Genomic DNA, 12,713 nt, shown 5'->3' with positions numbered 1-12,713 from the left:
CGCCTTACTGGCGAGAACACCATCTCCTGGCGCGACCCGACACCGCAGACCAAACACCAGATTCCGGGATGAAACATCGGGAGAAAACGACCTCTCAGTACTCCAGTTGCGCTTCTTCATTTGCCCTGGTCAGCGTGCCAGTTTCGAGTCTGGTGAGCTGACGCTGCATCAGGGCAGATGGTGGTTCATGACCCGCCCGATTGGGGCGCGTTGAGCCTGCCATGGAGCCGGATATCGAAGCAGGGCTGTGGGCGACCGAGTTGGAGTCGTTGCTGCTGCGGGTGGGGCAGCGGTTCGGGCGCATCGAGCCGCGGCGTCGGATGCAGGACTACGTGCGCGGGCTGCTCGGCCCGGTCGGCCGGAAGAACAGCTGGCAGCTGGCCGAGCACGTCGGCCATGCCACCCCCTACGGCCTGCAGCGGCTGCTGTCCTGGTGCCAGTGGGATGCAGACGAGATCCGTGGTGACCTGCAGGAATACGTCGCAGAGCGGCTCGGCCGACCTGACGGTGTGCTGATCGTGGATGACACCGGTGGAGTAATAAGGCCGTCGTACCGCACCACTCGTCACGACAGCCGGACATCGCCGATTGAACCTGAATAGTGGGTCTCGCCGGATTCTCGTGACGAGGCGACCCTCCGTGACCTCGAAGGCCTACGCGGAAACCTTTTCACCCCCGGCGCCCTCCGCCAGCCGCACGATGTCCCCGAAATCGCCTTCCGCAAGGGTCCCCAGAAATTCGGCGGCATCGACGAGCGAGGCAAGCCGCTCTTCCGTTTCCATGTACAGCTTGATGGCGCCGATCGAGTCACCTCCGCATTCGAAGAACTTCTCGTGATCCTCAACCTGGCCATCGGTCGAACGGCCAAGGCTCTGGAGCCACATCTGGGACATGACATCCCGAGTGCTGCTGTGAGAGGACAATGCAGTCTCCTGACCCACTAGATTCTCTGCAATCCCATGTCATGCTGCCGTGCCGGGGGTGGCCACGTAGAGATGCTGTTTCAGCACCGCCGCAGGCCCCCCTTCCGTCCGGAACTGTGGCTTTTGAGGTGAAGCCGGCCAGACGCAATTGCTCGTGCCACTCTGCGGGGGTGAGCAAAACGCAGTTCTCGGCGGACCGGAAGTCGGCCGAGCCAGGCCGGGGTTTCTCCTCGGGGGCCGACAGCATGAACAGCGCCGGTCCGCGGTCATCCGCCGTAGTTGCGTCAGCGTCGCCCCGACATCGTGGGCGTTGTGGAGCACATTCGCCGACAGCAACACGTCCTCCGGCGGTGCGGCCGGCCCACTCCTCCTCTTGATATCGAGCAACTCGAACTCGACGAACGGGTGGGCGGGGAAGCGTTCGCCCCCCGCCTTGGGGAACTCTGGTGAGATATCGTTGTAAACGTAACGCAGCTTGATCCCAGTGGCGGCCAGCTGCGGCAGTAAGTCATCCGTGGTAGCGACGATGCCGGCCCCGAGTTCCAGAATCCGGGCGGGCGCGGTTCCGGCCCTGTCGCGCAGGTCGTCGCCGTGGCCAAGCGTTGCGCACGCTTTCGATATCCGGTCGTCGTCGGCCGGGTCCGGACCAGTCTTGCCCGTATCGTCCGTCACGACGAGCACGTCGTTTCGTCGGCGGCATCGAGGTCGTGCGGTGCCGCGCGCGACGCGTTCGTGTCGACAGTCAGCTCGCTGACCAGGAGGCTTCGGACTTCCTCACGACAGCGGTCCACGAAGAAGTGGTCGCCGGGGAAGACGTGGACCTTGGTGCCGGCATGGGTGTGGTGGTCCCAGTGCTGGAGCTCGTCCGTGGGGAGACCGGGGTCGTCGGTGGAGCCGAGTACCGTGATCGGGATGTCCAGTGCCGGTCTGGGCTGGTAGCCGTACCCGTCTACGACGCGCCAGTCCGCGCGGAGCACGGGCAGGGCGAACGAGAGGAGCCGCTCGTCGTCCAGTACCTCCTGGGGTGTGCCGCCCAGTCCCCGCAGTTCGGTCATCAACTCCTCGTCCGTGCGCGGTTGCGCCGACGGCACGGCCTGCAGCCGGTGCGGCGGGGCGCCCCCCGCGACGACCAGGTGCTGGGCCCGGTTCCCGGTGAGGTCGGACAGTTTGTACGCCAGCTCGAACGCGACGCCTGCTCCCATGCAGTAGCCGAACAGCGCGTAGGGCCGATCCGTATGCGGCGCAAGATCGGCGGCAAGGAAGTCCACCAGCTCGTGCATGTCGTGGACAAGGCTGTCCCGGAAACGGTTCTCCCTGCCCGGCAACTGGACCGGCACGAACTCGATCCGTTGGTCCGAGCCCTCCCACCACTGCCGATAGAGGCTGGCGCCCTTGCCCGCGTACGGCAGGCAGAACATGCGAAGGTCGGCTGCAGAGGACGGCGGGCCGTACAGGAATATGCGTTCGCTGATGGAATTGCCTTCCTTCCGATTCGCGACGATGCCCCCGAGAACGGGCGAAATGCAAGGGGATAAGCGCGCCCCCGTGCCTCGTGTTTGATATATCGAACAAGGGTGGATCGCGTCGAGTGACCTTCCGGCGACCGATTGCATTGCGCCGTCGATCGTGCTTCGAGCTCCGAGAGTTCGTCAAGGGCCCGGCGGGTCTTCGAGCCCCTGACTGCCTGTCGTCAAGCGTCAGGTGACCGGAAAACCGCCTTGAAGACCCGCGATGGGCTAGCGGCCCACGCCTGCTCCAGCTGCTCGTCCGGCACGATTCCCGGCAGCGCGGCGGCGGCGGACGGATCGAAGGCGGCACCGGCAGCTCCCTCGATCAGGCTCACGGCCAGGACCGCCTGCCAGGACGCGGCATCCAGTGCGATCAGAATGCCGAGCAGAGCCAGCAGTACCGCTCGCGTGATGTCGCAGATGATCATCGTCAGTCGCCGGTCGAACCGGTCCGAAAGTGCCCCAGCAGGCAGTTGCACGCACAGCACGGTAATGGCCCGCACCGTGCCGACGGCCCCGGCGAGCACCGCCGAATGGGTCAGGGCCAGGATGAGCAGCGGGTAGGCGATCCCACTGATCTGTGTGCCGGTATCGGACAGCAACTGCCCGATCTACAGCATTCGAAAGCCCCTGTTGCGCCGTAGCGGAACCTGTCGTGGCACATCGGTGGCTATTTCAATTCCGCTGGCGTCACTCACCTTCGGGATCATACGCGCAGGTCGGGGCCGTGCCAGAGCAAGGAATAGTGATCTATGTCACGGCGTTGCCCTGCATGGCATCCGTGAGCGCATGCGACCTCGTGGTTTGCGTCGCGGTGAGCAACTTCCCTCGCGTTACACACCGTTGACACATCCGGATAGCGGCTGCGAGCGTAAGTCTCCGCCGCCCATCCGAGAGTTAATTGGAAGCTATTCGGCAGTACCGTCACATTTCCTTACGTAAGCCAATTGGCTGTAAACGCCAGGCTTTGGGGAAGAGTGCCAATCAAGAATGATCACGGCGTGAAAGTTATGTGCGTACGGCCTTCGGTGATCGATGCGATCACTGAAGGTCAGACGATGCGCGGAACGTGTCCAGGGGGTAACGGTGCGTAAGGTTGTCAGCTCCCCAAACCAAGCCGCACGGCACACAGCAGCGGCAGGTGTTGCGCGGCGACCGCGGGGCTCGGGTGTCCAGCTCCACAAATCTGGCTTGCTGTTCACGACCAAGCAGAGCTTCAGCACCTGGGAAGATCTGGGTACCGAACTGTTCTCCTTCGCCGACTCCTCCACCTGGTGGATCGCCGATTGGCTGGTCTACGGCGAGTCCGTGTTCCACGACCGCTACGAGGAAGCCATCAGGCGTACGTCGCTCAGTTACCAGACCCTGCGCAACTACAGCTGGGTTGCGCGCGCGTTTTCATTGTCCCGCAGGTATCAAGCCCTGAGCTTCAGCCACCATCTCGAAGTCGTGGCCCTTGAACAGCCGGAGCAGGACTACTGGCTGCGGAAGGCGGAAGAACTGGGCTGGAGCAGAAACAAGCTGCGCCGTGAGGTTCGCGGCAGTCTGCTCATGCGGCAAGGCAACCTGACGCCGTCAGATGCCGACAGCGACGACGAGGCAAGCGGCATCGACCGCACAGCGGCCGGGTCCACGTCGACGCCGGCCCTGCTCGACACCACCTCCGAGCCCGAAGCGCGCCCGCTGAAACTCCAGTTCTCGGCCGAGGACCTGGAGGGTCTGGAGAGAGCCGCCAGGAGGGACGGCGAGCCGATCGAGACCTGGGCGGCGAAGATCGTACGGCGCGCCATCGCCTGTTCCTGAGCACATCCGTTCTGAGAGCGTACGCGGTTGGGTGGACCAGGCCAAGAAGGCTCTGGCCCCCCAACCCGCGCCGAAGGTCACCTGTACGATCCCGCCGTCCAGCCGGCCTACTTGTTCTCCATGTCGTGGGCCAGCTCGGTGAGCAACGCGTCCGGGGCGCCCAGGAAATCGTAGTGGGCGCCGTCCAGGAGTACCTCGCGGACGCGCCCCTCATCGGCGTACTGGTGCCAACCGCCCATGAGCCCGGCGGGGATGACCGTGTCCTCCCGCCAGCCGACGGTGGTGATGGCGGTCGCGAGCCGCACCGGCTCGGTGGGCCGGTACCGGCGGTTGGCCTCGATGTCGGCGGCGAGGAGCTGCACGCCGAGCTCGACGAGGTCGGGATGCAGCTCGCCGCCCATGGCCCGGGTCATGGCCTCGATCTCCTGGGGGAGTTCGTCCTCGGTGAGCTCCAGCAGGCGCCCGTACGGGCCGTCGTGCGGGGCCACCTGGGAGGAGACGAAGAGCCGGTCCGGCAGCCGCCGCTCCTGCCGGGCCAGTTCCACCGTGACGGCGAACGCGGGCAGGACCCCGCTGCAGTGGCCGAAGAAGGTGAAGGGGCGGTCGAGGTAGGGCTCCAGCCCCTCCAACAGGGGGCCGGCCAGGGCGTCGTAGGTGCCGAAGTGCGGTTCCCGCAGCCGGTTCTCGCGCGCGGGCAGCTGCACGAGGCAGACCTCGGCACCGCCGATGTACCGCGGCCATCTTGAATACATCGACGCTCCCACCCCTGCGTAGGGGAACAGAAAGACGCGCGCGGGGCTGTCGTTCTTGGGGCGGCGCAGCAGCCACTTCGAGGGACGCTGGGCGGAAGTCATCCTTCTCCTCATGTGGAACGTCGGAACGGGGAGCGGGGGCGAGTGGTGACGAAAGCAGCTCGCGGCGGGGCGGGGCGGACGTCGTTAGTCCGTCGTCGCCGCGTCCGCTCCTGACGGGGCCGGCGCCGGGGCTCCAGGCGACAGCGCTTTGTCGATGATCTCGGCCAGTTCGGCGACGGTCGAGCTCAAGTAGAGGTCGCGCGGGCGGAGTTCTACGCCGTAGCGCTCGGCGATGTCGGTGACGATCCGAGTCACCAGCAGGGAGTCGCCGCCCAGCTCGAAGAAGTCGTCGTCCACGCCGACCTCGTCCAGCCCCATCAAATCGGCCCACAAGTCGGCGACTTGCCGTTCGACCGGCGTCCGCGCGGCCCGGAAGTCGGCGTTCGTCTCGGGGCGCTCGCGGATCTGGCGTGCCGCGAGCGCGGCCCGGTCGACTTTGCCGTTCCTCGTCAGGGGCAGGGCTTCGAGCCGGGCGAAGACCGACGGGACCATGTAGGGCGGCAGTGAGCGGCCGAGGAGCTCGCGCAGGTCCGCGGCCCCGACGTTCTCGGCGCAGACGTAGAAGGCGGTCAGGCGCTTTCCCGCCTCCGTGTGCGTATGGACCACGACGCAGGCGTCCTTGACGCCGGGGTGAGCCAGCAGCACCGTCTCGATCTCACCGGGCTCGACGCGGAAGCCGCGGACCTTGACCTGGTGGTCGAGGCGGCCGAGGTACTCGACGACCCCGTCGGTCCGGCGCCTGACGAGGTCGCCGGTGCGGTACATCCGTGCGCCGGGTTCGGAGCCGAACGGATCGGGCAGGAAGCGGTCCGCGGTCAGGTCCGCGCGCCCCACGTATCCGCGGGCCACGCCTGCCCCTCCGGCGTAGAGTTCGCCGCTCTCGCCGTCCGGCACCGGCCGCAGACGGTCGTCGAGTACGTACACCTCGGTGCCGGTGACGGGTAGGCCGATCGGGACGGTGTCGCCCTCGACCGGCGCCTCCATGACGTGGCAGCAGGTGAACGTGGTGTTCTCCGTCGGGCCGTAGCCGTTGACCAGACGGATTCCGGGAAGGGCGGCGAACGTGCGGTTGATGTGGTGCGGGGAGAGCACGTCTCCGCCGGCCAGCAGCTGACGCAGCGTGGTCATCCGGGCCATCGGGCCCTCGGCCATCTGGTGGAAGAGGCCCGCGGTCAGCCACAGCACGGTCACCCGCTCCCGTACGACCGTCTTGGCCAGCTCCGCCAAGGACGGTTCGCCGGGCGGGGCGACCGCCAGCCGGGCGCCGCCCAGCAGAGGGGCCCAGATCTCCAGCGTCGAGGCGTCGAAGGCGAGCGGAGCGAACATCAGGAAGGCGTCGTCGGGTTCGACCGCCAGGAAGTTGCTGTTCCGGACGAGACGAAGCACAGCGCGGTGCGTGATGCACGCGCCCTTGGGCCTGCCGGTCGACCCGGAGGTGTAAGCCACGTACGCCGCATGGTCCGGCTGTACGGGTAGCGCGAGGTCGGTGGTGGACAGACCGGTGAGTTCAAGGGCGTCGGAGTCGAGCACCAGGACGTCGGCCAGCCCGGAAACCTGCCCGAGCAGCCGCTCCTGCGTGAGGACCAGACGGATGCCTGCCTCCGCCGTCAGAAACGCGTGACGCTCGCGCGGCTGGCGCGGGTCGAGCGCGACGTAGTGCCCGCCGGCCTTCAGGATCGCGATCAGGGCGACGACGGTGTCGACGGATCGCTCCATGCAGACCCCGACCGGGGTCTCCACGTCGACTCCCTTACCGCGCAAGTGCCGGGCGAGCTGGTTAGCCCGCGCGTTGAGCTCCGCATAAGTGACACATAGGCCGCTCATGGATATCGCTACTGCGTCCGGGAAGGTGGCCGCCCGCCGCTCGAAAGCCGCGTGCGCCGATTCAGCGGTCGATGTCATTCTCGGTCCCTCTGCGCCCTTTCCAGATGGTCGGCTGCGAATTGGGGGCTTCGTGTCACCCGGCGACGGACACGGCGGCGTCGGCCTTGAGGAGGTCCTCCATGCGCGAGGCGAAGAAGACGACCGCGGCCTGTACGTCCGGTTCGGCTATCCTCTCCAGTCCGGCCCCGGACACGAAGCGCGACGTGACGAGCCACTCGAACAGTTCGGGCGACCGCGCCCACCGCGCCATCCGCTCCAGCCTGAGGGAGTAGAAGGACAGCAGGTCGCGCGAGGAGCCGGGGTTGACGACCGGTGGGCACAGGCCGTTGCGCCACTCGTCGTCGCAGTCCATGCACTCCAGGCGGGCGGCGATGGCCGCGCTGGGCGGAAGGAGACAGGGCAGCAGCGGCTGGAGCGTGATGGCGCCGTCCTCGAACACCGGCTTCAGCGGCTTCTGCGTCAGGCCGTCCGCAGTGCAGTCGATGTGCACCGTCTCCGGCGTGGTCGGGATCGTTCCCTTATCGAGCGTTACGATCGTGGCACCGACGGCACGCACCCGCCCCAGACGCACCACGTTCTTGATCCGGCGGAGCTGGACCAGTTCCTCGGTGTCGACGGTGGCGCACCGGAAGGCAGCCGGTTCGACGTCGGGGTCACGCCGTATGACGACGCCTTTCTCCTGCAGGACGCTGATCACCTCGTCGGCCGAGCGGCACGCCAGCAGGTTCAGCGGCGGCTGGAAGCCGCCGGTCTGCCATTCGAGTTCACGGTTGATCAGCCACGCGTCACGGGGCACGATCCAGGTGAGGCGGTCAGGGTCGATGCCCCGCTCCAGCAGCCACAGGCAGGCGTCGATCCCGGTCTTGCCGGCGCCGATGACGGTGAACCGCTCGGGCGAGCGGTCCAGTTCGGCGAGCTGGTTGATCGGGACCACGGTCGCCGCGTCGTCGACGTCGAAACCGGCGGGCCGCATCGCGGGGACGGTGATGTTCATGTACGAGGCGTCGACGACGCGCTTGCGCACGACGATCTCCGTCGTCTCCCCTGTCACCAGTGAGCGGGCCCAGGCCGGGCGGCCGGGCTCCGCCACGTCGACGTGGTGCTTGGGCAGATAGGTGACGCGTCCCGAGGCGAGCAACGTCTCGCGCATCACACGGTCGTAGTAGTCCAGGATCTCATTGCCTGACGCGAGGCTTCGCGTTCCCTCGTCGCTGGGCATCGGCCGGGAAATGACGCCGTAGAAGTTCGAGGGCCCGTGCAGCCTGACGAATGGATAGGAAACGGTCCAGTGACCGCCCGGGGCGTCATTGCGGTCCACGATGGCCGTCGTGGACGCGCTTTCGCCGACGAGGACGTCGGCGAAAGCCATTCCCATCGCACCAGCGCCGATGACCAGGTAACCGACTGTCAATACGTTGGTCGGCAACTCGTCTCCTTGTGTGTTCCGGAAGGGGGGCGCGCCGGGGCCCGTGTCACACCGCTTCGGTGGCGGGCAGCGGTTCCGGGGGCTTCGGGGCCAGCGCGCGGATGGAGGGGGTGGCGACCATGGCGAGGGTGGCGAGGAGAATGAGCGCGGCGGCCGCGTAGAGGGTGGCATGGAGGCCGAGGAGGAGTACGGCGGGACCGGCGGCGAACTGGGCGAACGGGAGCGCGAGATAGGAGCCGAGGTCGTCGTAGGCGTAGACGCGGGCAAGACGGTCCTCGGGGATCTGGTCGTTGAGGGTCGAGTACCAGGCGACGCCGGCCTGCTCGACGCCCACACCCGACACGAAGTTGGCCACGACCAGCACCCAGGTGTACGGCGCGAGCGCGAGCAGCAGCGGAGTCAGCGCCGTCAGGCTCATCAGCGCGCAGCCGACCAGGATCGCGCGCCGGGGCTGCCAGCGCAGCGACAGCAGACCGCCGGCGACCGCGCCGAGCGAGGCCCCGGCGACGGCGAGACCCCAGCCGGCGCGGCCGATCCCGGTGGTGTCGGCCACGGCCGGGCCGAGGATGGTGAACGAGGCGGTGACGCCGGCGTTGAGGAAGCAGAAGGCCACCACGATCACCCACACCCAGCTGCGGGAGGTGAACTCCTGCCAGCCGACGCGCAGTTCGTGCACCAGGCCGGGGCTGGGCGCGGGCGGCGTGGCCTGGACACGGACCAGCGAGAAGGCCGCGGCGGCGAGCGCGAAGCTGAGCGCGTCGACGGCCAGGCCCCAGCCGGGGCCGATCGCCGCGACCAGCACGCCGCCCAGCGAGGCACCCACGATCGTCGCGCTGCTGCCCGCGATCCGGGAGAGCGCGAGGGCGGCGCGGCGGAACTCGGCCGGCACGGCCTGAGGCAACAGGGCCTGGGCGGCGGGCTGGTAGCAGGAACTCGACGCTCCGTTGACCGCGGCGAGCGCCATGAGCAGGGGGACGGCGGCGTTGTGGGTGAGGACCAGGGCGGCGACCACCGCCTGGCTCGCGGCGCTGATCAGACTGCTGCCGACCAGCAGCGGGCCGCGCGGCAGGCGGTCCGCCAACACCCCGCCGAACAGCAGGAAGAGGATGCTGGTGAGGGAGTGGGTGCCGACCACCAACCCGAGCGAGCCGACCGAGCCAGTGGCGTCGAGTACGGCGAAGGCCAAGGCGATCGGCGCCACTCCGTTGCCGAGCAGATTGGCCGTCGTACCGATGAAGAGGTGACGGAACGGGCGGTGGCGCAGCGGCGCCAGGGCGGCAGACATGCGCCTGATCGTCGGGGCTGGGCGGCGTGCCAGTCAACGGGATCCAGGCCTCGCACCAGGCCGCTGTGCTGCTGCCCACGCGGGCACCCCGGCCGTCGCCCACGCGGGCTCGGCAGACGTGCCCCTGCGGATCGACGGCCGCGGCCCGCACGCCCCCTGGAGCGTGGCCGTGACCTGTTGGCCGACGCACCGGGGCTTGGCGTGCGTGGTGTTGGGGCGCCGCAGCCGTGGGTGCGGGCGGCGCGGTGACGAAGCCTTCTGGGAGCAGTACGGGCGGTCGGCGGCGACCCGGTCGCTGATCTGCAGCAGCGGGGTGTTCTCCGGGATGGCGACGGCCCCGTGGACGTAGGGGCACATGGTGGCGATCCCCACGCCGAACCAGGCCGGGAGTTGGGAGTAGGTGTCGCCGTACTGCAGATGCGCGAGAACGAGTAGGGCCTGACACCCCGCTGTCAGCCCTCGCCACGGAGACGTGATCCGTATCCGGTGCGCGGCCAGGTGCTCATCCTGGACGACCTCACGACGCGCCGGCGTGGGGATCGAGGCCGCGTGCCAGGGATGTAACCGCGTCGCCGATGTCACGCAGGAAGAGGTCGCCGGGGCGGGTGAGTTCTCCGTTCAGGCGCCAGGCGAGCCGCATGGCGATGCTGTCCGATTCCTGCCAGGCGAACAGCATCAGCTGCGGCCCGTGTTTCCGCTCCTCCTCAAAGACGATCTCCTCGTCGGGGAGGAGCCGCGGCGCAAGAGAGGACGCGAGAGGCCCCTGTGGATCCGCGTGGAGGTCGAACATCGATGTGTCGATGAAGTTGAACAGGGCGCCGGCGACCCGGATCGAGTGCGCGCCGGGAAGCAGCTCATCCCTGACGGTCTCGGTCTCCGCACGGTCGATGTGCTTTCGCAGCACGCTCATGCCCCACCCGTCGACCGCGCTGTGGTCGGTCACCAGGCCGATCTCCTCGACGCGCCCGCCCGTGGTCGACAGAACCGCGTGGAACGGCCACTTCTGCGACAGCTCGAAGGACGAATGCCGGACCCGAGTGAAGAGCTCCTCGGCTGCCTGGACGCTGCTCACCGAGACGGCGGCCTCCACCGCCGGGGCGGACACCGTGGTGACCCGCTGCCTGTCACCGCTGTTTCCGCCCAACGACAGCAGGGTGCGCAGGGACTCGTGCCGGGCGACCAACTGGGTCAGTGCCTGGAGCACCTGAGGGACCGTGGCTCCCTTTCCGTCGACCACGGTGTACAGGTTGTCCTCGTGAGTATCCTCGTTGTGCTTCTTGAGCTCCTCAGGATCGGTGGGGCGCTCGGCGAACCAATCGGCCTGGGGCCAGTTCAGACGGCCTTCTCGTTCCCCCGTCGCGTTCTCAACACCCTCTGACACTGCTCCGCCTCTCGCGTCGGCCATTACTCATTCCGGTTCCTCCACCACGCGACGGATCTCCGACAGTTCACCGCGGACCAGCAGAGCCATGAGGTGCCGGTCTGTGGCCGGCAACGCGTCAAGAAGGTCGGCGGAAAGACTCCTGACGAACGAGCGGGCGGGCGACAGCGCGTCGCGCAGTGTGGCGTCACTGTGCAGATGCGGCGTGCGGAGCGCCCGCCGAACGTTGCCGCGGCACATGTTGTCCGCGTACGGGGGACAAGTTCCGGGGCGAGATCCGTGATGACCTCGAATGGGTCGAGCACCATCCGCATACAGGCCGCGATGTTCTCCGGTTCTTCGCCCCACTGAGTGATCGAGAGCATGCCCTCTTCGCGGATACGCCAGAAATACACGACCTCCGACACCACATCGACGGACGACGCCTCGATGTGCGCGCGTATCATCACCGGCGCGTCCTCGTACTCGGGCAAGGTGAACACGAGATCTCGCGCATTCCAGAACGAGCGCCGGAACACCTTGTTCCAGACCATACGGTCGCGTACCAGCGCGGTGTGGCTCCGGATGTGTGTGCGTCGCCGGTCCTGCTCGAACACGTCCTGGTATCCGAAATGCGGTTCCACACCGGAGCTGTGCAGTCGACGTACGTCTCCGGAAGCGAGGTCGGATCCCGTGTGTTCCAGCGACCCGATGAGCGAGGCGTACCCGGTGGTCGGCACGATGTCGTCAGCGTCGCAGAAAGCGAGATAGCGTCCGCGGGCCGCCCGAGCACCGACGTTTCGGGCAGCGCTCACTCCGGAATGCGGCTGTTGGAGCACTTGAACGCGGGAGGCCTTGCGCGCCCACTGTTCGGCGATGCTGTGGCTGCGATCCATGGACCCGTCATCGACCACGATGATCTCGACGTCCTCGACTTGTTGGTGGAGCAACGACTCGAGGCAGGAGGAAATGTAGGGCTCGACGTCAAACATCGGAATGACGACGCTCAGTGTCGGCGGCACGGCACACCCACCCTTTCCCATGGATGACGACCGGTGTAGCAGCTCAACTCTGAGTCCGTCGATGACTTGGGACGCGATCAGGGCACCTTCACGAGATCGTGTCAAGAGCTCCCAGGGCATCACTGAGGTCCCTGAGTACGGGATTCTTGAAAACGATGCGGACATTTCGGCGTATCCCGAGTTCCTCACTCAGGGCCTGTGCGAGTCGGATGGCTATGATGGAGTTGCCGCCCACGTCGAAGAAGTCGTCGTCAAGACCGATGTCGGCGTTACCCGTCAGTTTCCGCACGCTGTCGACTATCAATGCGTCCATGGAGTTGCGGAACTCGCTGTCGTTCGTCATGCTCCCGAGACCTCTCTGCGCGGTTCGTCGTCCATCGCCCTGACCAGGCTGGCCGGCCTCATATCAGTCCAGTGCGCGGAAACATACTCGAGACAGCCCTTTCGACTGTCCTCTCCGTGTGCCACCTTCCAGCCGGTCGGCACCGATCTGAACGCAGGCCACAGGGAGTGCTGGTTCTCGTCGTTGACCAGAACCAGATAAACGCCGTCGTCTTCGAGTGGATTCGCCACGGGCTCCCCCTTCTGAATCAATCTACGACCTTGCAGCGCAAGGGCGACAAAGTGTCGAAATGGGGCGCAGGTATG

14 protein-coding genes and 2 pseudogenes are annotated in these 12,713 nt (G+C 67.1%); 2 read left to right on the top strand and 14 right to left on the bottom strand.

The window, feature by feature from the left end; translation table 11 throughout:
• Window positions 1-221 precede the first annotated feature (221 nt).
• Window positions 222-533, top strand: a pseudogene (locus ACZ49J_RS36165) (transposase); the annotation flags it as partial.
• A 120-nt stretch (window positions 534-653) separates the two neighbouring features.
• Here ACZ49J_RS36165 and ACZ49J_RS36160 read toward each other — a convergent pair.
• The 4 genes from ACZ49J_RS36160 to ACZ49J_RS36145 all read right to left on the bottom strand — a co-directional run bounded on the left by ACZ49J_RS36160 (window position 654) and on the right by ACZ49J_RS36145 (window position 3,033).
• The gene (locus ACZ49J_RS36160; protein ID WP_468351574.1) at window positions 654-893 is read right to left on the bottom strand and encodes an acyl carrier protein; all 240 of its coding nucleotides are present in this window, start codon (window positions 891-893) and stop codon (window positions 654-656) included.
• Window positions 894-962: 69 nt separating this feature from the next.
• Complete coding sequence (locus tag ACZ49J_RS36155; RefSeq protein WP_467454854.1) at window positions 963-1,604, bottom strand: class I SAM-dependent methyltransferase; 642 nt, start codon at window positions 1,602-1,604, stop codon at window positions 963-965.
• Entirely contained in the window at window positions 1,592-2,341 is a 750-nt protein-coding gene (locus ACZ49J_RS36150) for a thioesterase II family protein (RefSeq protein ID WP_366827116.1), read from the bottom strand. The genes ACZ49J_RS36155 and ACZ49J_RS36150 overlap by 13 nt, the downstream gene beginning before the upstream one ends.
• A gap of 272 nt (window positions 2,342-2,613) precedes the next feature.
• Window positions 2,614-3,033 carry an MFS transporter gene (locus tag ACZ49J_RS36145; RefSeq protein ID WP_467454855.1) on the bottom strand — a complete coding sequence of 140 codons (420 nt, stop codon included), beginning with the start codon at window positions 3,031-3,033 and terminating at the stop codon, window positions 2,614-2,616.
• Window positions 3,034-3,622: 589 nt separating this feature from the next.
• Here ACZ49J_RS36145 and ACZ49J_RS36140 point away from each other — a divergent pair.
• Window positions 3,623-4,234: an LmbU family transcriptional regulator gene (locus tag ACZ49J_RS36140; protein WP_467454856.1), complete on the top strand. Its 612-nt coding sequence runs from the start codon at window positions 3,623-3,625 to the stop codon at window positions 4,232-4,234.
• 107 nt (window positions 4,235-4,341) lie between these two features.
• On the opposite strand, the gene ACZ49J_RS36135 is transcribed toward ACZ49J_RS36140, so the two are convergent.
• The 10 genes and pseudogenes from ACZ49J_RS36135 to ACZ49J_RS36090 all read right to left on the bottom strand — a co-directional run bounded on the left by ACZ49J_RS36135 (window position 4,342) and on the right by ACZ49J_RS36090 (window position 12,638).
• Entirely contained in the window at window positions 4,342-5,088 is a 747-nt protein-coding gene (locus tag ACZ49J_RS36135) for a thioesterase II family protein (protein ID WP_467454857.1), read from the bottom strand.
• An 84-nt stretch (window positions 5,089-5,172) separates the two neighbouring features.
• Window positions 5,173-6,990 (bottom strand): amino acid adenylation domain-containing protein, encoded by a 1,818-nt coding sequence (locus ACZ49J_RS36130; RefSeq protein WP_467454858.1) that lies wholly within the window; start codon window positions 6,988-6,990, stop codon window positions 5,173-5,175.
• A gap of 55 nt (window positions 6,991-7,045) precedes the next feature.
• Complete coding sequence (locus ACZ49J_RS36125) at window positions 7,046-8,398, bottom strand: NAD(P)/FAD-dependent oxidoreductase (RefSeq protein ID WP_467454860.1); 1,353 nt, start codon at window positions 8,396-8,398, stop codon at window positions 7,046-7,048.
• 46 nt (window positions 8,399-8,444) lie between these two features.
• Window positions 8,445-9,683, bottom strand: coding sequence for an MFS transporter (locus ACZ49J_RS36120; RefSeq protein WP_467454862.1), 1,239 nt, complete (start codon window positions 9,681-9,683; stop codon window positions 8,445-8,447).
• 33 nt (window positions 9,684-9,716) lie between these two features.
• A complete protein-coding gene (locus ACZ49J_RS36115) occupies window positions 9,717-10,040 on the bottom strand; it encodes a hypothetical protein (RefSeq protein ID WP_467455064.1) in 324 nt (107 codons plus the stop codon).
• A pseudogene (locus ACZ49J_RS36110) lies at window positions 10,041-10,133 on the bottom strand (helix-turn-helix domain-containing protein); the annotation flags it as partial. It abuts the gene before it with no gap.
• A 67-nt stretch (window positions 10,134-10,200) separates the two neighbouring features.
• Complete coding sequence (locus tag ACZ49J_RS36105; protein ID WP_467454864.1) at window positions 10,201-11,064, bottom strand: hypothetical protein; 864 nt, start codon at window positions 11,062-11,064, stop codon at window positions 10,201-10,203.
• A gap of 23 nt (window positions 11,065-11,087) precedes the next feature.
• A complete protein-coding gene (locus ACZ49J_RS36100) occupies window positions 11,088-12,065 on the bottom strand; it encodes a glycosyltransferase family 2 protein (protein ID WP_467454865.1) in 978 nt (325 codons plus the stop codon).
• A gap of 88 nt (window positions 12,066-12,153) precedes the next feature.
• The gene (locus ACZ49J_RS36095) at window positions 12,154-12,408 is read right to left on the bottom strand and encodes a phosphopantetheine-binding protein (RefSeq protein ID WP_467454867.1); all 255 of its coding nucleotides are present in this window, start codon (window positions 12,406-12,408) and stop codon (window positions 12,154-12,156) included.
• Window positions 12,405-12,638 carry an MbtH family protein gene (locus ACZ49J_RS36090; RefSeq protein WP_467454869.1) on the bottom strand — a complete coding sequence of 78 codons (234 nt, stop codon included), beginning with the start codon at window positions 12,636-12,638 and terminating at the stop codon, window positions 12,405-12,407. The genes ACZ49J_RS36095 and ACZ49J_RS36090 overlap by 4 nt, the downstream gene beginning before the upstream one ends.
• Window positions 12,639-12,713 lie beyond the last annotated feature (75 nt).

Source organism: Streptomyces sp. NPDC030840, from assembly GCF_055572015.1.
This window is presented reverse-complemented; position numbering and strand designations above follow the sequence as displayed.

Coding starts and splice junctions, on each gene's coding strand:
- ACZ49J_RS36135 (WP_467454857.1), bottom strand. CDS start 5,088: ATGACTTCCGCCCAGCGTCCCTCGAAGTGGCTGCTGCGCCGCCCCAAG.
- ACZ49J_RS36150 (WP_366827116.1), bottom strand. CDS start 2,341: ATGTTCTGCCTGCCGTACGCGGGCAAGGGCGCCAGCCTCTATCGGCAG.
- ACZ49J_RS36095 (WP_467454867.1), bottom strand. CDS start 12,408: ATGACGAACGACAGCGAGTTCCGCAACTCCATGGACGCATTGATAGTC.
- ACZ49J_RS36120 (WP_467454862.1), bottom strand. CDS start 9,683: ATGTCTGCCGCCCTGGCGCCGCTGCGCCACCGCCCGTTCCGTCACCTC.
- ACZ49J_RS36115 (WP_467455064.1), bottom strand. CDS start 10,040: ATGTGCCCCTACGTCCACGGGGCCGTCGCCATCCCGGAGAACACCCCG.
- ACZ49J_RS36130 (WP_467454858.1), bottom strand. CDS start 6,990: ATGACATCGACCGCTGAATCGGCGCACGCGGCTTTCGAGCGGCGGGCG.
- ACZ49J_RS36160 (WP_468351574.1), bottom strand. CDS start 893: ATGTCCCAGATGTGGCTCCAGAGCCTTGGCCGTTCGACCGATGGCCAG.